This window comes from Tamlana crocina, assembly GCF_012037625.1.
On the sequence record NZ_JAAVJS010000008.1, the window covers coordinates 102,897 to 121,737 of the forward strand.

An 18,841-nucleotide genomic window follows, 5' to 3' on the forward strand; every position below is an offset into this window, starting at 1 on the left:
GGTTACTTTTTGTTAACAATCACTTCAGCAAGAAAACACAAGCTGAAGGTAGTTTTGTGTCAAACAAAAATCAACCAATAATGAAATCTTATTTTTCTTTTATTATTCTATTTGTAGTGTCCTTTTATGGGGTGGCACAAAATGGAAACATTAAAGGTGTTGTGGTCGATAACGACGGACTGCAAGTGCCTTTCAGTAATATTTTAATCGAATCTTTAAACAAAGGGACATACTCTGATGTTGACGGTAACTTTTTGCTGCTCGACGTGCCAGAAGGGAATCAAACCTTAACCGTAAAGTATTTGGGTTACGAAGATGCCAAAGCAGAGGTTTTGGTTGAAGCTGGAAAAACGGCAACCGTGAAAATTAGCATCGCTTCAAAAGCGTTAGAGTTGGATGGCGTGGTGATTAATGGTTTTAATAGCGGACAAGCCAGAGCATTGAACACCCAAAAGAATAAAACCAATATCACCAATATTGTATCGACCGACCAGATTGGTAAATTCCCCGATGCCAATATCGGTGATGCCGTTAAGCGTATTCCGGGTATCACGATGCAGGTGGATCAAGGTGAAGCACGAAACATTATAGTGCGTGGTTTGGCACCACAGTTAAACTCCGTGACTTTAAACGGAAGCCGTATTCCTTCTGCCGAAGGCGATAACAGAAATGTACAAATGGACTTGATTCCTTCTGATATGATCCAGACTATTGAAGTGAACAAGGCCGTTACGCCCGATATGGACGCCGATGCTTTGGGTGGCTCCGTAAATTTAATTACCAGAACGTCGCCGCAAGGTTTCCGTTTTTCAGCAACAGGCGGTTCGGGGGTGAATTTCATTACCGATAAACGAATCCTTAACGGATCGTTTTTATTGGGCGACCGAAGTGAAAACGGAAAATTGGGCTGGATGGTTTCGGCCTCTTTCAACGATAATGATTTTGGAAGCGACAACTTTGAAGCCGAATGGACCGATGAGTTTGAATACAATGCCTTCAACGACGAAGATAACTTAGAGGAAGTAGATGTAAATCCGTATGCCAACGTATTCGAAATTCGTGAATATTTGGTGCAACGTATCCGCAGAAGTTTTTCGGCCAATCTCGATTATAAGTTGAATAAAAACAACAACATTTATTTTAAATCGATTTATAACTGGCGCGACGACCGCGAAAACAGATTCCGTTTAGAGCACGAAATTTTAGATGGAGAAGATATTGAGTCAGGTGACTTTTCGGTGGATGGAAGCGGTAACTTAACTGGGTTTCTCGTGGAAGTTAAAAGGCAATCTAAAGGCGGAATTGATAATAGTCGAAATAAAAACAGACGCTTGGAAGATCAACGCATGTTCAACTTCAGCTTAGGGGGAGAGCATTTAGCCAACGATTTACAGATAGATTGGATGGCTTCGGTTTCAAAAGCTTCCGAAGAGCGTTTAAATGAACGTTATTTAGAATACGAAAGCGAGTACGGTATTACCTTCAATAATAATTTAGAGGATCCGTTATTTACACCTCAAGATGCCGACGATGCCCTTTTTAGCGATTTTGAACTTGGCGAAGTATCCGAAGAAAATCAATATACCGAAGAGCGCGATATTAACTTATTTGTAAACTTTCAGTTGCCTCTTAATTTGTTTGGGGAGAAAGATGGTTTCTTGAAGTTTGGAGCGAAAACCCGATTCAAAAATAAAAATAGAGACAACGATTTTACCGAGTATAGTCCGCTAACCAGCGCCTTAGATATGTTGGGCGATGTACCAACACGTAATTATTCTGATGCAGATTTCTTGGCGGGCAGCCAATATGCGGTGGGACATTTTGCTACTCCAGAATTTATTGGGAGCCTAAACCTAAATGATGCAGCTCAATTTGAGGGCGAAAATCTTCCTGAGGAATACCTGACCGCCAATTTTGATGCTGATGAAAATGTGTATGCGGCCTATGCCATGACCAACCAAAAACTGTCTAGTCAACTAAGCATGTTAGTTGGTGTTAGGGTAGAGCATACCCAAATAAACAGTCTGGGTAACGAGCTTATTTTCGATGTCGATGGCGATTATGCCGGAACCAACCAGCTTAAAGATGAAAACTCATACACCAATGTGTTGCCAGGATTGCATTTAAAATATAACTTAAAGAACGATCATACGGTATTGCGTTTTGCTTGGACGAACACTTTGGCACGTCCCAATTATGTGGATTTGGTGCCTTACCAAGAAACCAACAACGAAGACGAGGAAATCTTTTTAGGTAACTCAGAACTGGACCCCACAACTTCGATGAACTTCGATGTGATGGCCGAGCATTATTTTAAATCGGTGGGTATTGTTTCTGGTGGACTTTTCTATAAAAACATTCAAGATTTTGTTTACACCAGTCAATCGGAAGACAATAACGGCTACGAAGTGTATCAGCCATTAAATGGTGAGGGCGCTACCGTTTTTGGGGCAGAAGTGTCTTTGCAACGCAAACTGGATTTCTTGCCCGGTTTTGCGAAAAACTTTAGTGTTATGCTCAATTATACTTACCTAACGTCGAGTGCCGATGGCATTAAAAACGAAGATGGAGACGAGCGTGCCGATTTAGATTTGCCAGGTACGGCGCCAAATATGTTCAACGGTTCGTTGGCCTATGCTACCAAAAAAATGAGCTTCCGCCTATCGGCGAATTATTCAGATTCTTACATTGATGAAATTGGTGGTAGCGCTTTTGAAGACCGCTATTACGATGAGCAGTTCTTTTTGGATTTCAATGCCAACGTGTCCATCAACAAAAATTTAAGTCTGTATTTGGGTATTAATAACATTACCGACCAACCTTTGCGTTACTTCCAAGGCGTAAAAGCCAGAACGATGCAAAAGGAATTTTATGGACAACGATTGACGTTCGGATTAAAATACGATGTGTTTAAAAATTAATAGTGAAATGAATAAATTAAAAGCAAATATAGTTTTGGTAATCACTTTGGTGGTAGTAGGCTGTGGCAGTAAGTTGCCCGAAATCATCGCCACTGTTGTTACCGAACAAACTCCACACGATACCGACGATCCCGCTATTTGGGTGAATCCCGATAACCCTTCGGAAAGTATCGTTTTCGGAACCGATAAAAATACCGATGGCGGTGTGTATGCCTTCGATTTAAATGGAAAAATAATTGAAAGCAAAAGTATTAAAAATATAAAGCGTCCCAATAATGTGGATGTGGAATACGGTTTTAAATTGACCGATTCTACGGAAACCGATATCATTGCCTTTAGCGAAAGGGAGCGCCAGCAATTCCGTGTGTTCTCCGTGCCAGATATACAACCGTTGGACAACGGAGGGTTTAAGGTTTTTGAGGGAGAAACCGAATTGGAGCACAATTTACCTATGGGCATTGCGTTGTACAAATCGCCAAAAACAGGTAGCATATATGTTATTGTTGGCAGGAAGTCAGGCCCAAAATTGGGTTACTTGCACCAATACGAATTGGTTTCCGATAGTTTAGGGGTACATGCCAATTTGGTGCGTAAGTTTGGCGCATTCAGTGGGAAAAAAGAAATTGAAGCCATTGCTATCGATAACGAAAATGGTATCGTTTATTTTTCAGATGAAGGGCATTGCATCCGAAAATACTATGCTGAACCTTCAATGGGGGACGAAGAGATAGGTTGTTTTGGTGGCGAATATTTTAAAGAAGATATAGAGGGCATTGCTATTGCTAAATACGCCGATAAAGGCTTTTTGATTGTTTCGAACCAGCAAGCGCACAGTTTTAATATTTTCGATTTAGAAACCAATGCATTTATAAAAGAACTTAATTTAGGAACCATTGAGACCGATGGCTGTGAGGTAACCACAGCAGATTTGGGGAGTCAATTCCCAAATGGGCTGTTCGTATCGATGAACAACGACCGCAATTTTTACTTCCACGATTTGGACTTACTAAAATTAACGGAATAAAAATTTACATATCATACTGTCCCGATAGTTCTCGGGGTTAATAAAGACTCCTTTTTAAACCCTTTCCGTATTTCGGAGAGGGTTTTCTTTTTTCAAAATATCCCGCACAATCTTTAAATGGTGATTGGTGTGAATGGTCAAAAAATGAAGTGTTTGTTTTTTGTTGAGCATACCAAAAATGTGATGGGTAAAAAAGGCTTTTTCGGGAAGCTGCTTTGTGGCTTCAACTTGTTTTCTGGCAAAATTCAGTTGTACTTTTAAATCCTTTACCGTAATAGCTTTTGTTGGCACGACTACTTTTGGCGCTTTGCCCATGCCACGTGGCATATAGCCTAATGGAAATATAATGGTTCGCTTTATGTTGAAATCACGTTTATAGTTTTCGGGTTTGGTTTTGGCCAATATGCCACAAACGCCATTAATCACCATTAAAACATGCGATAAATGCCAACCAATACTACGCTTCGAAACTTTTTTAACGGTAACTTGATAATGGGGTATGTGGGCTTCTATTTGTGCCAATTGTTTGTTCAGAATATTGAAATATTTGCTGCCCATGCCCAAAATTTCTTCAAAAGATATAAATTAAATGTTTAACTTTAAGCAATTGCTTTTGCAAAAGCTGTATTGTTTCACTTGAAAATTGTATAGATATGCTACCGTTTAGATCAGAAATTAGAAATTCCCCAAGCCAACCAACCATCAAGATTTTTTTAAGTGATGAGTCTTTAGACGAACGCATTAAAAAGCATTTGGAACATTTCAAGGAAGTTGAATCGATTGAAATACGGGAAAGCGTTGGTCAAAACCGTGCCAATGAAAATATTACCGTGTTTTTAAATGAAGATGCCGACCTTGATAAAATGAAACAAGCTATAGACTCGAGTCTGTGGTGGTATTTTGAGGAAGATTTGGTGGATTAATGAATGGCCTATTGTCATTCCGAATTTATTTCGGAATCTCATTCGTATACTCTTAAAAACTAAAAATCATACCCCGTAGAAATATAAACCATAACATCGTTGATGCATTGGTTTAAGTTCTGTTTAATCTCGCGGCTCCAAAACCTAAAAACGGTATAATCCATATCGGCTAGTTGTTGGTTCACTTCTTTGTCGCGCTGAATGTTGCGTTCAATTTTTGGTATCCAAAATGCACGGTTGCTTTTTATGGTTTGTTGGCGCTCGTCCCAATTGTAGCCGTGCCAAAATTCCCCATCGATAAAAATAGCCAGTCTGTATTTTTTTATGGACACATCGGGTTTTCCCGGTAGCGTTTTGTTGTCCACACGAAACCGAACGCCACGTGCCCAAAGTGCACGCCGAAACAACAGCTCGGGTTTGGTGTTTTTGCCCCGTATTTTACCCATGATTTTCGAGCGCTTTTTAGTGGTGTAAAAACCGGAAGCTTCGTTAAAACGTGGGACTTTTATTTTATTATCTTCGTAGGACATTTATTAAATTATGATTCGTTTTCAATTTTTTCCGCGCTCACAAGGCATAACAAATCAGATGCAAGACGTTATTGATTGTTTTATTGATTGTGAGGATAAAATATCATCAAGCACTTTTACTTACAGTAGTAATGAAGTACTTGAGTTTTTAAGAAAACCTCTTGAAAATATAGGTTTTAAAGTTGAAAAAGGCAAATCGAAGGAATCCAAAATACACGTACCTGTTTTGTTTGGACTCAATAATCAAATAGATAAGAGTTTCAACGCCGATGCTGTTAGTTCCGACGGTAAAGTTGTTATTGAAGTAGAAGCTGGTAGGGCGGTTGCTAACAATCAATTTTTAAAAGACATTTTTCAGGCAAGTATGATGTTTCAAGTTGAATACTTGGTGATTGCGGTGCGCAATGAATACAGGAATTCGGATGATTTTTCTAAAATTTATTCATTTTTGGAAACACTATATGTCAGCAGCCGAATGCAGCTCCCATTAAAAGGGATCTTGCTAATTGGTTATTAAAAAATAAAACCCTCACATCCCGATAGCTATCGGGACTGTAAGGGGTTCTAAATATCTAAAAAGTTTTATTGACGAGATTCCTGCTTTCGCAGGAATGACATGAACTTAGTAACGGTAGTATTCAGGCTTATAAGGACCTTCTACTTTTACACCGATATATTCCGCTTGATCTTCTTTTAATTCAGTCAACTCAACGCCAATTTTTTCTAAGTGTAATTTGGCTACTTTTTCATCGAGGTGTTTTGGCAGCATATATACTTTGTTCTCGTATTTGTCGCTGTGGTTCCAAAGCTCGATTTGTGCCAAAGTTTGGTTGGTAAACGAGTTACTCATTACAAAACTTGGGTGGCCAGTAGCACAACCTAAATTTACCAAACGACCTTGTGCCAAAATGATAACATCTTTTCCGTTAAGGGTATATTTATCAACTTGTGGCTTGATAACGTTTTTGGTGTTTCCGTAGTTTTTGTTCAACCATGCCATATCAATTTCATTATCGAAATGCCCAATGTTACAAACTATGGTTTTGTCTTTCATGGCCTCAAAATGCTCACCACGAACAATATCTTTATTTCCAGTGGTAGTGATTACAATATCGGCTTTGCCAATTACGGTTTCCAGTTTTTTAACTTCATAACCATCCATGGCTGCTTGTAGCGCACAAATCGGGTCGATTTCAGTTACAGTTACAATACTTCCAGCACCTCTAAACGAAGCGGCAGTTCCTTTACCAACATCGCCATAGCCACAAACTACAACGCGTTTTCCGGCCAACATCACATCGGTAGCACGACGGATAGCATCAACAGCACTTTCGCGACAACCATATTTGTTATCGAATTTCGATTTAGTAACCGAATCGTTTACGTTAATGGCTGGCATAGGCAATGTGCCTTTTTGCATACGCTCGTACAAGCGGTGAACACCAGTAGTGGTTTCTTCACTCAATCCTTTAATACCAGACACTAATTCTGGGTATTTATCTAAAACCATATTGGTTAAATCGCCACCATCATCCAAAATCATGTTTAATGGCTTTCGGTCTTCACCAAAGAATAAAGTTTGCTCGATACACCAATCGAACTCCTCTTCGGTCATATCCTTCCAAGCATAAACGGCAGTTCCAGCGGCAGCAATAGCAGCAGCAGCTTGGTCTTGCGTAGAGAAAATGTTGCAAGAACTCCAGGTAACTTCTGCGCCTAAAGCTTGAAGAGTTTCAATTAGCACGGCAGTTTGGATGGTCATGTGCAAGCAACCTGCAATACGAGCACCTTTTAAAGGTTGTTCGTTTTTATACTCCTCGCGAAGGCTCATCAAGCCTGGCATTTCGGCCTCGGCCAACTCAATTTCTTTTCTTCCCCAATCGGCAAGCGAAATGTCTTTTACTTTATGGGCCACGTAAGGAACTGTTTTTGTACTCATAGTATTTTTCTTTATTGTTTTAAACCCCAACTTGATTGCTAATAGCTTTTAAAATACTTAAATTCGCTACCACAAAAAGCAAGAGCTTTATTAGGCGGTGCAAAGATAATCAATAAGTTTCAGAATACTAAATGCCACTTTACAAAACCATTAGCCCAAACTCACAAACTACTGTTAAAATCTGGAAAATAACAGAGTCGTTTGACGATTTGATGGCATCGGTGAATTTAAAGCCCGAAAGTTTAAATCGCGTTATGGGCATGAAAAGTGAACTGCACCAACGTGGTTTTTTAAGTGTGCGGCGGTTGCTTCAAGAGTTTGGTTACGCCGATACCGATTTATTTTATGACGAAAATGGCAAACCGCATTTAAAAGATGGCAGGCAAATTTCCATAACCCATTCTTTTAATTTTTCGGCAGTAATAATCAGTGATTCCGTTATTGGGATTGATATTGAAAAACAACGCGATAAAATACAAATCATCGCCCATAAATTCATTGATTACGAAAGTGATTATTTGGATAAAACGGCTGACGATTATGTTGAAAAACTAACCATGATTTGGTGCGTAAAAGAGTCGTTGTACAAACTGTTTGCCACATCGGGGCTGAGTTTTAAACAGCATTGTTTGGTAATCCCAATATCGGATGGTGAAAACGAAACTGTAGCGTGGATTGATTATGAAAATAGAAAATGCCGATATAATATTGAATTTTTAGAGTTTGAAGGTTTTACCTGCGCCTATGCGATTGCCTAATGGAGAGTATTTATCAACATATTTATAAGGCCTGTAAAAAAAGAGAAAAACTATTGGCGGTTTTAATAGACCCTGATAAATTTGCATTTTCCAACACCAAAAGTTTTGTCGAAAAAGTAAACCAGTCGGTCGCTACACATGTTTTTGTTGGTGGAAGCACCGTAGCTGAGCATATTACCGAAATTTTAGTGGCTGAAATAAAAAAGCACACTCAATTGCCCGTGGTGCTCTTTCCAGGCGATGTTACCCAAATTACCGACAAAGCCGACGCACTGTTGTTTTTAAGTTTGATTTCAGGAAGAAATCCAGAGTACCTTATCGGGAAGCATGTGGAGTCGGTTTCAAAACTTAGAAAGACTCAATTGGAAATTATTCCAACGGGCTACATTTTGGTCCAAAACGGAAAGGAAACTGCGGTGCAGCGCATTACCGGAACAGAGCCCATGCCAAGAAATAATATCCAAAATATTGTTGATACCGCTGTGGCCGGTCAGTTTTTGGGGATGAAATTAATCTATTTGGAGGCTGGTAGTGGTGCGCTTCATCCCATAACTTCTGAAATCATTCAATCCGTTAAGCGTGAGTTGAATATCCCGTTGATTGTTGGTGGGGGTATTCGCAAAAAAAACCAATTGGATGTTGCCTACAAAGCAGGAGCCGACTTGGTAGTGATTGGTACAGCTTTTGAAGAAGACACATCTTTTTTTGACGCCATAAAGAACCATTAACCGAATTAATGATTTCTTAGTCTAAAAGTTACATTGGTTTTTTATTGCTTCATTTTAGAGTGCTATATTTACGTACAAAATACAAAATCATGTTTTCAGATAAAGATATCAAACAAATCCAATCGAAGGGCATAAGCATAGACACTGTAAATGCACAGGTAAATCGTATTAAAAATGGTATGTCGTATTCCAATTTGCTGTCGGCGGCCACTATTGGCAAAGGCATTGAAAGTTATGGCGATTCTGATGTTGATGGATTTGTTAAGGCTTTTGAAGAAAAAAAGAACGATTTACATTTGTTGAAATTTGTCCCAGCTTCTGGAGCGGCGACTCGTATGTTCAAATTTTTGTTTCAGTTTTTGAAAAATTTCAATCCCGAAACAGATACTTTAAAAACTTATACTGAAAGACAAAATGATAGTTTGATTGTAAAATTCTTCTCCAATCTGGAAAGTTTTCCGTTTTACAATGAAGTCATTTCAAAATTAAAAGAAACTGTTCCACATTACGACAGTTTAAGCGAAGCTAAAAAACAGCATGAATTTGTAAAAACCATGCTCGATGGAAATGGATTGAACTACAGTTTTCTGCCAAAAGGATTGTTGCCTTTCCATAAATATGATGACAAGGTGGTTACCGCTTTTCAGGAGCATTTGTTCGAATCCACTTTGTACGCCTCCTCAAATGGCGAGGCCAATTTACACTTTACCGTATCTGAAAAGCATCACGAATACTTTTCAAAAGAATTCAATAGCATAAAGGAAAATTTAGAGAAGAAAACCAATACCAATTTTAATGTATCGTTTTCCTATCAAAAAGAAACCACCGAAACAGTTGCCCTCACCACAAAAGACGAGGTTTATAGAAAAGAAGATGGCTCTATTTTATTCCGCCCGGCAGGGCATGGTGCGCTTTTGGAAAATTTGAACGATTTAAAAAGTGACCTCGTTTTTATAAAAAACATCGATAATATTGTGGTAGCCAATAGAAATGTTGAGGTTTCAAAATATAAAAAGCTACTTGCGGGAGTGCTATTAGAAGCACAAGAAACCGTGTTTTCGTATTTACATAAGTTAGATGAATGTCAGTTGGAAGAAACCGACCTCAAAATCATGTTGCTGTTTTTACGTTACCGATTGAATATTTCAATTCCTGCAGAAATAGAAAACAGCTCAATAGAAGAAAAAATTGCCTTTTTAAGGGGGAAACTTAACCGCCCCATCCGTGTTTGTGGGATGGTAAAAAATGAAGGAGAGCCCGGAGGCGGACCGTTTTGGGTAAAGGACAAAAACGGAGATATTTCGTTACAAATTGTTGAGTTTGCCCAAATCAATTTTAGTAAAACCCGCCAACAGGAATTGGTGTACAAGGCGACCCATTTTAACCCCACCGATTTGGTTTGTGGCATTAAAAACTACAAAGGAGAAAAATTCAACCTCACCGATTTTGTAGATCCCGAAGCGGCATTCATCACCATGAAAACCCAAAATGGCACCGACATACAAGCGTTGGAATTGCCCGGACTTTGGAATGGCAGCATGGCGCATTGGAACTCCATTTTTGTGGAAGTGCCCATTGAAACTTTCAATCCGGTAAAAACGGTAAACGATTTGTTGAAGCCGGCGCACCAAGCTTAAACATGATTGATTCGGAAGCATTAATAAATGAATTAACTTTTAAGGCCGTTAGGAGTTCGGGCAGTGGTGGGCAACACGTTAATAAAACATCCACGAAAGTAGAATTGGCTTTTAGTATAAAAGATTCGTTAGTGCTTAAAGATACTCAAAAAGAACGACTTTTGAGCAAGTTGGGACATAGACTGACCAAAGAAGGTGTTTTGATTTTACAATGCGGTGAAAGCAGAAGTCAGCACCAAAATAAAAACCTGGTGATTGCCCGTTTTTTAAATTTGATAAAATCAAATTTGGTTAAACCCAAACCAAGAAAACCAACAAAAATTCCGAAATCGGCCATCCGTAAGCGTTTAAAAAGCAAACGCACCCAATCTGAAAAAAAGGCCAACCGAAAGAAGCCTGATATCGATTAAAATATTAATCATTAATAATTGAAGTTCGGTAATTGGGTAGTATCTTTGCAGCGTTCTCATAAAGGGGTGCTTTTTGATTGATGATTGACGATTGATGATTGACGATTTTTGAAATGTTTACTTCAAAAATCTAAAATCTAAAATTTGAAATCTAAAATCATTTAGGCTGAGATCATACCCATAGAACCTAGAACAGATAATGCTGTTTAGGGAGGTGGATTTATAAAGCTATTGCTGGCAGTTTATCAATTAACGCGGCAATATTTTCAGAGTAAATTCAAAAAAATCAATTTTAACCATTAAAGAATAATTACCTCTTTTTATTCGATTATAAATCCGTAATCGAGATGAAAAATAGTTTTCTTTTTTTAACGCTTTTGGTGTTGTCAGTCAATGCTATGGCGCAACAAAACCAAACCGAGCAAGATTCAACAAAAACAGAAAATTTGGATGAAGTATTGCTCTCAGCAACAAGGGCTAAGGATAAAACGCCAGTTGCTTTTACAAACATTACTAAGGATGAGTTGGAGTCTACAAATTTAGGCCAAGACTTACCAATTTTATTGGACCAGCTACCATCGGTAGTTACCACAAGTGATGCAGGCGCAGGAGTAGGTTATACGGGGATTCGGGTGCGTGGTACGGATGCAACACGTGTGAATGTGACCATTAATGGAATTCCGTATAATGACGCCGAAAGTCAAGGAACATTTTGGGTTAACATGCCCGATTTTGTGTCATCGGTCGAAGATATTCAGCTTCAACGGGGTGTAGGAACTTCAACTAATGGCTCTGCCGCTTTTGGTGCAAGCTTAAATTTGAAAACATTAAACCCATCAACCGAAGGTTACGCAACTACAACCCATACGGTTGGAAGTTTTGGGACTAGAAAACACAATATTAGCATTGGTTCTGGAATTAAAAATAACTTTTATGCTGAAGGACGATTGTCAAACATTCAAAGTGATGGATATATTGATAGAGCAAGAGCAGATCTAAGTTCGTATTATGTAGAAACAGGATTTTTAAATGGAAAAACATCAGTTAAAGCCATTGTTTTTGGAGGTAAAGAAGAAACATACCAATCTTGGTATGGCACACCTGAAGCTGTTGTAAATAATGATAGAGCGGGTATTCAGGCATTTGTCGACAGAAATTTCCCTTCGGAATCTGAAGCTGAAAATCTTTTAAATTCTGGACGAACCTATAATTATTACACTTATGAAAATGAAGTAGATAATTACGAGCAAACACATTATCAATTACATGCTTCGCATCAATTTAACACTAATTTTTCAGCTAATATTTCAGGAAACTATACTAGGGGTAAAGGCTATTTTGAGCAGTATAAAGAAGGTGAAGAGCTAGGCGGTTATTTTCCAAATAGCCCCAATGCTGCAGACGAAGGAGATGTTATTAGAAGACGCTGGTTGGATAATGATTTTATAGCAATAGTATATTCGCTTAATTACAAAAAGAACGATTTAAGCTTATACCTTGGAGGAGGTTATAACACCTATAAGGGCGATCATTTTGGTGAAATAATTTGGGATTCATTTTCTTCTGAAATTCCAATAAATAGCAACTATTATTTTAGTTATGGAGATAAAAAAGATTACAATACATATGTGAAAGCGGAATATAATATCAGTTCTAATCTCTTTGCATTATTAGATTTACAATTTAGAAAAGTAGATTATGAATCGGTAGGAACTAGCTCAGATTTAATAGATATTGATGTAGCAGAATCCTATAGTTTTTTCAATCCTAAATTTGGGTTAACGTATAAATTCGATAATTACAATACTGTGTACGGTTCTTTTGCAGTTGCTAACAGAGAGCCTAATAGAGATGATTTAACTAAAAACCCACTTGAACCAAAGCCTGAAAGGTTACACGATTTTGAATTTGGATATAAGTTAAGAACTCCTAATTTCTATACCATTGCCAATTTGTATTACATGAATTATGAGGACCAATTGGTTTTGACAGGTGATTTAGATGATGTTGGCGACCCTATTAGACAAAATGTAGATAAAAGTTTTAGGACTGGTATTGAATTACAGATAGGATATAAAGTGTCAGAATGGTTAAGAACTGATGCTAATGCAACTTTTAGCCAGAATAAGATTAAGGCTTTTGATTATGTGGTTTACGATACGCAATACGACCCTAACTCATTTGATACCGTATCTTACGAGCCTATTGTTACAGAGTATGAGGATACAGATATTTCTTTTTCACCAAATGTTATTTTTGGAAACAACTTAACTTTTACTCCTATTAAAAACGGAAATATTGCTTTATTGTCTAAATACGTTGGAAAACAATATTTAGATAATACATCGAGTAACAGTAAAAGTATTGATGCCTATTTTGTAAATAACTTAAACCTGTCATACAAATTTCAACCAACATGGATTAAAGAAATAGCTCTAAACTTATTAGTTAATAATTTGTTTGATTCTGAATATGTATCTAATGGGTATACATATAGCTATTACTACAGACCTGAAGGATCACCTGATGCACCAATAACCGAAAATTTTTACTACCCACAGGCAACTATAAACTTTTTATTTGGAGCTACTTTAAAATTCTAAAAACAGCTTTTTCTAAAAAAAATAAAAAGCCTTTCCGAACTGGAAAGGCTTTTTTTATTAATTGTAAATGGTTAGAATATTGCCATTTTGTTGAATACGGTAATTTTTTAGCGGACAGCTAAGGCCGTCATTTTTATCGATAATTCCAGTGACAAAATTGTAGGTGTTGCCGCATCCAGAAGTACCATTTAGCCCATCGGGTATTATAGGTGAGCATTCTTTCGGTGCGTGGTTAGGATCGCTGGCATCCCAAGCATAAAAGTCAACACCTGTGGAAGCAACAATAACGCCACCGTTTCCAATGTTAGGAATATAAACGGAGTTGCCAGCAAATTGCAATTGGCTATAAGCCGGTAAGCTCAAGTTTATTTCATGGTGCACCACTATATCCAGTAAAAAACGGCAGTTTTTGTCGTCCACTTGATTTCCGCTACAAGACCATAAAAAAATGAAACAGGTTAAATAGAAAATGGGCTTCATAATGCAATGAAAAATTTAGGAGTGCAATTTACGATAAAAAGCAAACTCAGATAAAAATTTTGTATATTTGAAAATGAAATCTCGTCTATGCGGGATTTTTTTTATGCTGAACCCAGTTCAGCATCTTTGTTATTAATAAACGATGAAGTTATGAGTAAAGTATCTTACTACACAGCAGAGGGGTTGAAAAAATTAAGAGCCGAATTAAATCAATTAAAAGATGTGGAGCGGCCAAAGGCGTCGCAAGCTATTGCAGAGGCAAGAGACAAAGGCGATTTAAGTGAAAATGCAGAATACGACGCGGCAAAAGAAGCACAGGGGCTTTTGGAAATGAAAATTTCTAAATTGGAAGCTACGCTCGCTAATGCTAGGTTGATTGATGAGTCGCAGCTCGATACATCAAAGGCGTTGGTGCTTTCTACCGTAAAAATAAAGAACCAAACCAATGGCATGGAAATGACCTATACGTTGGTGGCTGAAAGTGAAGCCGATTTAAAATCGGGAAAAATTTCGGTAAACTCGCCTATTGGAAAAGGCTTGCTGGGCAAATCGGTTGGCGATGTGGCAGAAATACAAGTGCCCAATGGCGTGATGAAATTTGATATTGTCGAGATTACAAGATAGGCATGTAGGTTGCAGCGAAAAAAGTAATTTGATGGTCATTTCGAGCCTTTCGGGTCGAGCCTTTATCGAGCGCAGTCGAGATGCTCAAGATAAACTTAAGTCGAGAAATCTCATTGCATTGAAAATATTAAAAACACAATAAAGATTCCTGATGTATTTCATCAGGAATCTTTTATATTTAGGCTAGTTCAAAAAATAAAATAGCGAAATAGTATGGCATCTTTATTTACAAAAATAATCAATGGTGAAATTCCGTGTTACAAAATTGCAGAAACCGACGAGTTTTTTGCGTTTTTAGACATCAATCCAAATGCCAAAGGGCATACCCTGTGCATCCCGAAGAAAGAGGTCGATAAGATTTTCGATTTAGATGAGGCCACCTATATGGGACTTATGGCTTTTTCCAGAAAAGTAGCCTTGGCCATTGAAAAAGCCGTGCCGTGCAATCGTGTGGGGGTTTCGGTAATTGGCTTGGAAGTGCCACACGCACACGTACATTTAATTCCGTTGCGCAGTATGGATGATGCCCGATTCATTAAAAAGGAAAAACTGACTCCCGAAGATTTTGAAGCCGTGGCCGAAGCGATTAGGGCGCATTTATAATTCACTATAAAACACGAAAAACAGAATAGCAATTACAGCCAAAATAACCGCTACGATAATTAGCCAAGTGGCTTTTTTTAGATAGGTAGAGGGTTTTTTGGGGGTGAAAGCCTTTTTTTGATATTCTACAACGCGTTCAATATCGTCGGTCCATTGCACGGGATAAATGATGGAATTACAGGTTTCGCAAGCCAATTTGTCCTGAATTTCAGAAGTTATGGACTTGTATAGTGCGGTTTCCACTATTTTTTGTTTAAATGTTAGCCGCAGTCCGTCTGTACTGTAACATTGCGGACAGTTGTTTTTTAAAACGAGGGCTTTAAATTCTATAAATTTTTCAGGCATAATGGTGGGCGCGTTTCAGGTTAATCTGTATCGTGGTGCCTTTTCCTTTTTCTGATTCCAGCACGTTAATTTTTCCATTGTGGAAATCTTCAATAATCCGTTTGGTTAAGGATAAACCAAGTCCCCAACCGCGTTTTTTTGTCGTGAATCCGGGCTCGAAAATTTTATGGAAATCTTTTTTGCTAATGCCTTTTCCGGTGTCGGTAACTCTAATCTTAACATCATTTTCCAGTTGCGAAATTTCAATGGTTAATTTGCCGCGGCCTTTCATTGCATCAATGGCATTTTTTACCAAATTTTCAATGCACCAACTGTAGAGTTGTTTGTTCAGTTCCACCGGGATCTCATCATCGGGAGTGATGATTTCAAACTCAATTAGTTTTGACGACCGCGCTTTTAAATAGTCGTACGACTCGATAGTTTCTTTAATAATATCGGCCTTTTCTAAAGTGGGCAACGAGCCTATTTTACTGAAGCGCTCGGTAATGGTTTTCAGTCGGTCGATGTCTTTTTCCATTTCAGAAATATAATCGGCATTCACATTCTCGGTCTTTAAAATTTCGGTCCAACCGATTAACGATGATAACGGCGTACCGATTTGGTGTGCGGTTTCTTTAGCCATGCCCGACCATAATTTGTTTTGCGTGGCGTTTTTGTTGCTACGGTAAAAGAAGAAAATAACGGCGCCGAACAAAAACACAATGAGCAGCAAGGCCAAAGGGTAGTATTTCAGTTTGTTGAGCAAAGGGGAATTACCATAGTAAATGGTAGAGAATACTTCGCCTTGGTATTTTATATCGATAGGTTTGTTTTCACTTTTGAAGGTTTCAATGAGTTTGTTGATGGCTTTTTTGTTTTTCAGTTTACGCTCGTCAATATTGTTCGAGCTGCTTAAATTGCCTTCTTGATCTATCACCAACATAGGGGTGGTGGTATTGCTGTTTAAAATTTTTAGGGTAAGGTTTAAATTGGTGTTGGTTTCGGCATTAACGAATTCGGTTTGGGCGAACGACCAATTTTCCATTTTTGTACGCTCTTCTTCCTTAAAATGTTGAAAAAACTCGTAAGTTTTCCATAAAATTAGGGATACAATTATAAAGGAAGATGCAATTATTATCCACCTAAAGGCATTGCTATGCTTGGAAAAAAACATGGAAATAAATTTTTTAACTGGTAATATAATGCAAATCTGTTAATATTATTGTGCGAGTTGTTAGTAAATCGGTTTTTACATGAGTTATAGTTTGGTTACATTTGTTGTTCAATTAAAAGTGTAATGGCTTCAATAGATCCAAAGCAGTTATCAACCAGTAAATTACACAGTTATTTGTTGAGTGCGGTGGCGCCCAGACCCATAGCTTTTGCAAGTACGGTTGATGCCGACGGAAACCCAAATTTGTCGCCATTTAGTTTTTTTAATGTGTTTAGTGCCAACCCGCCAATTATGATATTTTCACCAGCGAGACGGGTACGCGATAACACGACAAAACACACTTTGGAGAATATTGAAAAAACCAAAGAAGTGGTAATAAATGTGGTGAATTATGATATGGTTCACCAAATGTCGTTGAGCAGTACTGAATATCCTGAAGGGGTGAATGAGTTTGAAAAAGCGGGGCTGACGATGCTGAAATCGGATGTTGTAAAACCCTTTCGGGTAGGCGAATCGCCCGTTCAGTTTGAATGCAAAGTCAATGAAATTATCAAACTGGGGGAAGATGGTGGAGCCGGAAATTTGATAATTTGTGAAGTAGTACGGTTGCACATTGATGAAGAGGTTTTGGATGAGGATGAAGCCATCGACCAAATAAAGTTAGATTTGGTAGCAAGAGCTGGCGGAAGCTATTACAGCCGAGCAAAAAAAGGGTTTTTCCAAATACCAAAACCACTGACGACGTTGGGTATAGGAGTGGATAGTTTTCCCGAGCATGTAAAGCACAGTATGGTGCTTACCGGAAACGATTTGGGCATGTTGGGCAATGTGGAAGCCTTGCCAAGTGAAGCAAGCGTTAATGCTTTTATTGAAGATTTGGGCGAGCGGTATCCTAACATTAAAACGGCAACCCATCGCGAAAAGCATAAACTGGCACGAAACTATTTAAGCTTTGGTGATGTGGAGAGCGCTTGGAAAATATTGTTGTCATAAAAAGAATATTAATTAAGTATAAATTAGAGTAAATGGAAGTTCAAGGAAGAGTAAAAATGATTGGTGAAACCCAAACTTTTGGGAACAACGGATTCAGAAAAAGAGAGATTGTAGTGACTACAGAAGAGCAATACCCACAGCACATTATGGTGGAATTTGTTCAAGATAAAACCGATTTGTTGAATAATTTTCAAGTGGGGCAGCAAGTAAAAATTAACATCAACTTACGTGGGAGAGAGTGGGTAAATCCTCAAGGTGAAACTAAATACTTCAACTCTATCCAAGGATGGAGAATTGAGGCAGTGCAAACTGAAGCTGCTTCTGGAAATGTTCCTCCAGTGCCACCGGCCGATGCTTTTGAGCCAGCGGGCGATTTAAACCAAGACGAGCACGACGATTTACCTTTCTAAACTAATTTCATTACCAAGACACTCTTGGTGTTGTAAATAAAAGAAAGATAGCTCATATAATAGAACCTCAATGTTTAGCATAAACATTGAGGTTTTTTTGTTGAAACTTTTTACTTTTAAAGGCATGCATTACCTAACCGAAAAATTATGGTTTCCGAAAATAGAAGAAGCAACCAGCGAAGGTTTACTTGCTGTTGGTGGCGACCTGTCGGTTGAAAGATTGCTGCTGGCCTATAGGTCGGGGATATTTCCGTGGTTCGATGCAGAAAGTCCCATTTTATGGTGGTCACCCAATCCGCGATTCGTACTGTTTCCGCAGAAATTAAAAGTATCAAAAAGTATGAAGCAGGTGCTACGAAAGAAATCTTTTGAGGTTACCGAAAACAAAGCGTTTGGGCAAGTGATTTTAGAATGCTCGAAAATAAAACGCAAAGACCAGGACGATACATGGATTACCAACGACATGGTAAAAGCCTATCAAAAATTACATGATATGGGATATGCCAAATCGGTTGAGGTTTGGCAGGACACAAAGTTGGTGGGAGGTTTATATGGTGTCGATTTAAAAAATGGGGTGTTTTGTGGCGAAAGTATGTTTAGTAAAGTGAGCAATGCCAGCAAAGTGGGGTTTATCACTTTTGTGAACAACAGCAATTACAAGCTGATCGACTGCCAAGTGTACACCAATCATTTAGCAAGTTTGGGGGCAGAAGATATACCACGAAATCAATTTGTTGAATTTTTAAAAACCAATTGAAAA

The 18,841-nt window shown here is 38.3% G+C and carries 20 protein-coding genes; 14 read left to right on the forward strand and 6 right to left on the reverse strand.

Going from position 1 to position 18,841, the window contains the following annotated elements:
* The first annotated feature begins 80 nt into the window (after positions 1-80).
* Positions 81-2,921: a TonB-dependent receptor gene (locus HC176_RS07475; protein ID WP_167917571.1), complete on the forward strand. Its 2,841-nt coding sequence runs from the start codon at positions 81-83 to the stop codon at positions 2,919-2,921.
* 7 nt (positions 2,922-2,928) lie between these two features.
* A complete protein-coding gene (locus HC176_RS07480; RefSeq protein WP_167917572.1) occupies positions 2,929-3,945 on the forward strand; it encodes a phytase in 1,017 nt (338 codons plus the stop codon).
* Between the two features lie 54 nt (positions 3,946-3,999).
* Here the strand turns inward: HC176_RS07480 and HC176_RS07485 are convergent, their stop codons facing one another.
* Positions 4,000-4,503 (reverse strand): DinB family protein, encoded by a 504-nt coding sequence (locus HC176_RS07485; RefSeq protein ID WP_167917573.1) that lies wholly within the window; start codon positions 4,501-4,503, stop codon positions 4,000-4,002.
* A 95-nt stretch (positions 4,504-4,598) separates the two neighbouring features.
* On the opposite strand from HC176_RS07485, the gene HC176_RS07490 reads away from it, so the two are divergent.
* Entirely contained in the window at positions 4,599-4,868 is a 270-nt protein-coding gene (locus HC176_RS07490) for a heavy-metal-associated domain-containing protein (protein WP_167917574.1), read from the forward strand.
* Positions 4,869-4,927: 59 nt separating this feature from the next.
* Here HC176_RS07490 and HC176_RS07495 read toward each other — a convergent pair whose 3' ends face one another.
* The gene (locus tag HC176_RS07495; protein ID WP_167917575.1) at positions 4,928-5,398 is read right to left on the reverse strand and encodes a very short patch repair endonuclease; all 471 of its coding nucleotides are present in this window, start codon (positions 5,396-5,398) and stop codon (positions 4,928-4,930) included.
* 58 nt (positions 5,399-5,456) lie between these two features.
* On the opposite strand from HC176_RS07495, the gene HC176_RS07500 reads away from it, so the two are divergent.
* Positions 5,457-5,915 carry a hypothetical protein gene (locus HC176_RS07500; RefSeq protein WP_245234860.1) on the forward strand — a complete coding sequence of 153 codons (459 nt, stop codon included), beginning with the start codon at positions 5,457-5,459 and terminating at the stop codon, positions 5,913-5,915.
* A 105-nt stretch (positions 5,916-6,020) separates the two neighbouring features.
* Here HC176_RS07500 and ahcY read toward each other — a convergent pair whose 3' ends face one another.
* Positions 6,021-7,337 carry an adenosylhomocysteinase gene (ahcY, locus tag HC176_RS07505; RefSeq protein WP_167917577.1) on the reverse strand — a complete coding sequence of 439 codons (1,317 nt, stop codon included), beginning with the start codon at positions 7,335-7,337 and terminating at the stop codon, positions 6,021-6,023.
* 131 nt (positions 7,338-7,468) lie between these two features.
* Between ahcY and HC176_RS07510 the strand changes: the two genes are divergently transcribed.
* From HC176_RS07510 to HC176_RS07530, 5 genes are all read left to right on the forward strand, one after another.
* Positions 7,469-8,095 carry a 4'-phosphopantetheinyl transferase family protein gene (locus HC176_RS07510; RefSeq protein ID WP_167917578.1) on the forward strand — a complete coding sequence of 209 codons (627 nt, stop codon included), beginning with the start codon at positions 7,469-7,471 and terminating at the stop codon, positions 8,093-8,095.
* The gene (locus HC176_RS07515) at positions 8,095-8,823 is read left to right on the forward strand and encodes a phosphoglycerol geranylgeranyltransferase (protein WP_167917579.1); all 729 of its coding nucleotides are present in this window, start codon (positions 8,095-8,097) and stop codon (positions 8,821-8,823) included. Before HC176_RS07510 ends, HC176_RS07515 begins: the two co-directional genes overlap by 1 nt.
* 89 nt (positions 8,824-8,912) lie before the next feature.
* Entirely contained in the window at positions 8,913-10,460 is a 1,548-nt protein-coding gene (locus HC176_RS07520; protein WP_167917580.1) for a DUF4301 family protein, read from the forward strand.
* Positions 10,461-10,462: 2 nt separating this feature from the next.
* Complete coding sequence (arfB, locus tag HC176_RS07525; protein ID WP_167917581.1) at positions 10,463-10,870, forward strand: alternative ribosome rescue aminoacyl-tRNA hydrolase ArfB; 408 nt, start codon at positions 10,463-10,465, stop codon at positions 10,868-10,870.
* Positions 10,871-11,217: 347 nt separating this feature from the next.
* Positions 11,218-13,473, forward strand: a complete 2,256-nt coding sequence (locus HC176_RS07530) for a TonB-dependent receptor (RefSeq protein ID WP_167917582.1) — start codon at positions 11,218-11,220, stop codon at positions 13,471-13,473.
* A 57-nt stretch (positions 13,474-13,530) separates the two neighbouring features.
* Here HC176_RS07530 and HC176_RS07535 read toward each other — a convergent pair whose 3' ends face one another.
* Positions 13,531-13,953, reverse strand: coding sequence for a hypothetical protein (locus tag HC176_RS07535; RefSeq protein WP_167917583.1), 423 nt, complete (start codon positions 13,951-13,953; stop codon positions 13,531-13,533).
* Positions 13,954-14,103: 150 nt separating this feature from the next.
* On the opposite strand from HC176_RS07535, the gene greA reads away from it, so the two are divergent.
* Positions 14,104-14,577, forward strand: a complete 474-nt coding sequence (gene greA, locus HC176_RS07540; RefSeq protein ID WP_167917584.1) for a transcription elongation factor GreA — start codon at positions 14,104-14,106, stop codon at positions 14,575-14,577.
* Positions 14,578-14,790: 213 nt separating this feature from the next.
* Complete coding sequence (locus tag HC176_RS07545) at positions 14,791-15,180, forward strand: HIT family protein (RefSeq protein ID WP_167917585.1); 390 nt, start codon at positions 14,791-14,793, stop codon at positions 15,178-15,180.
* On the opposite strand, the gene HC176_RS07550 is transcribed toward HC176_RS07545, so the two are convergent.
* The gene (locus HC176_RS07550) at positions 15,175-15,525 is read right to left on the reverse strand and encodes a hypothetical protein (RefSeq protein WP_167917586.1); all 351 of its coding nucleotides are present in this window, start codon (positions 15,523-15,525) and stop codon (positions 15,175-15,177) included. The genes HC176_RS07545 and HC176_RS07550 overlap by 6 nt on opposite strands.
* Positions 15,518-16,678, reverse strand: a complete 1,161-nt coding sequence (locus HC176_RS07555; protein ID WP_167917587.1) for a sensor histidine kinase — start codon at positions 16,676-16,678, stop codon at positions 15,518-15,520. The genes HC176_RS07550 and HC176_RS07555 overlap by 8 nt, the downstream gene beginning before the upstream one ends.
* Before the next feature lie 123 nt (positions 16,679-16,801).
* Between HC176_RS07555 and HC176_RS07560 the strand changes: the two genes are divergently transcribed.
* The 3 genes from HC176_RS07560 to aat all read left to right on the forward strand — a co-directional run bounded on the left by HC176_RS07560 (position 16,802) and on the right by aat (position 18,838).
* A complete protein-coding gene (locus tag HC176_RS07560) occupies positions 16,802-17,671 on the forward strand; it encodes a flavin reductase family protein (RefSeq protein ID WP_167917588.1) in 870 nt (289 codons plus the stop codon).
* Between the two features lie 32 nt (positions 17,672-17,703).
* The gene (locus HC176_RS07565) at positions 17,704-18,081 is read left to right on the forward strand and encodes a DUF3127 domain-containing protein (protein WP_167917589.1); all 378 of its coding nucleotides are present in this window, start codon (positions 17,704-17,706) and stop codon (positions 18,079-18,081) included.
* A 124-nt stretch (positions 18,082-18,205) separates the two neighbouring features.
* Entirely contained in the window at positions 18,206-18,838 is a 633-nt protein-coding gene (gene aat / locus HC176_RS07570) for a leucyl/phenylalanyl-tRNA--protein transferase (protein WP_167917634.1), read from the forward strand.
* Positions 18,839-18,841: the final 3 nt, after the last annotated feature.

Excerpts from the sequence above, each read along its gene's own strand:
- HC176_RS07475 (WP_167917571.1), top strand. The coding sequence starts at position 81 with ATGAAATCTTATTTTTCTTTTATTATTCTATTTGTAGTGTCCTTTTAT.
- HC176_RS07480 (WP_167917572.1), top strand. The coding sequence starts at position 2,929 with ATGAATAAATTAAAAGCAAATATAGTTTTGGTAATCACTTTGGTGGTA.
- HC176_RS07485 (WP_167917573.1), bottom strand. The coding sequence starts at position 4,503 with ATGGGCAGCAAATATTTCAATATTCTGAACAAACAATTGGCACAAATA.
- HC176_RS07490 (WP_167917574.1), top strand. The coding sequence starts at position 4,599 with ATGCTACCGTTTAGATCAGAAATTAGAAATTCCCCAAGCCAACCAACC.
- HC176_RS07495 (WP_167917575.1), bottom strand. The coding sequence starts at position 5,398 with ATGTCCTACGAAGATAATAAAATAAAAGTCCCACGTTTTAACGAAGCT.
- HC176_RS07500 (WP_245234860.1), top strand. The coding sequence starts at position 5,457 with ATGCAAGACGTTATTGATTGTTTTATTGATTGTGAGGATAAAATATCA.
- ahcY (WP_167917577.1), bottom strand. The coding sequence starts at position 7,337 with ATGAGTACAAAAACAGTTCCTTACGTGGCCCATAAAGTAAAAGACATT.
- HC176_RS07510 (WP_167917578.1), top strand. The coding sequence starts at position 7,469 with ATGCCACTTTACAAAACCATTAGCCCAAACTCACAAACTACTGTTAAA.
- HC176_RS07515 (WP_167917579.1), top strand. The coding sequence starts at position 8,095 with ATGGAGAGTATTTATCAACATATTTATAAGGCCTGTAAAAAAAGAGAA.
- HC176_RS07520 (WP_167917580.1), top strand. The coding sequence starts at position 8,913 with ATGTTTTCAGATAAAGATATCAAACAAATCCAATCGAAGGGCATAAGC.
- arfB (WP_167917581.1), top strand. The coding sequence starts at position 10,463 with ATGATTGATTCGGAAGCATTAATAAATGAATTAACTTTTAAGGCCGTT.
- HC176_RS07530 (WP_167917582.1), top strand. The coding sequence starts at position 11,218 with ATGAAAAATAGTTTTCTTTTTTTAACGCTTTTGGTGTTGTCAGTCAAT.
- HC176_RS07535 (WP_167917583.1), bottom strand. The coding sequence starts at position 13,953 with ATGAAGCCCATTTTCTATTTAACCTGTTTCATTTTTTTATGGTCTTGT.
- greA (WP_167917584.1), top strand. The coding sequence starts at position 14,104 with ATGAGTAAAGTATCTTACTACACAGCAGAGGGGTTGAAAAAATTAAGA.
- HC176_RS07545 (WP_167917585.1), top strand. The coding sequence starts at position 14,791 with ATGGCATCTTTATTTACAAAAATAATCAATGGTGAAATTCCGTGTTAC.
- HC176_RS07550 (WP_167917586.1), bottom strand. The coding sequence starts at position 15,525 with ATGCCTGAAAAATTTATAGAATTTAAAGCCCTCGTTTTAAAAAACAAC.
- HC176_RS07555 (WP_167917587.1), bottom strand. The coding sequence starts at position 16,678 with ATGTTTTTTTCCAAGCATAGCAATGCCTTTAGGTGGATAATAATTGCA.
- HC176_RS07560 (WP_167917588.1), top strand. The coding sequence starts at position 16,802 with ATGGCTTCAATAGATCCAAAGCAGTTATCAACCAGTAAATTACACAGT.
- HC176_RS07565 (WP_167917589.1), top strand. The coding sequence starts at position 17,704 with ATGGAAGTTCAAGGAAGAGTAAAAATGATTGGTGAAACCCAAACTTTT.
- aat (WP_167917634.1), top strand. The coding sequence starts at position 18,206 with ATGCATTACCTAACCGAAAAATTATGGTTTCCGAAAATAGAAGAAGCA.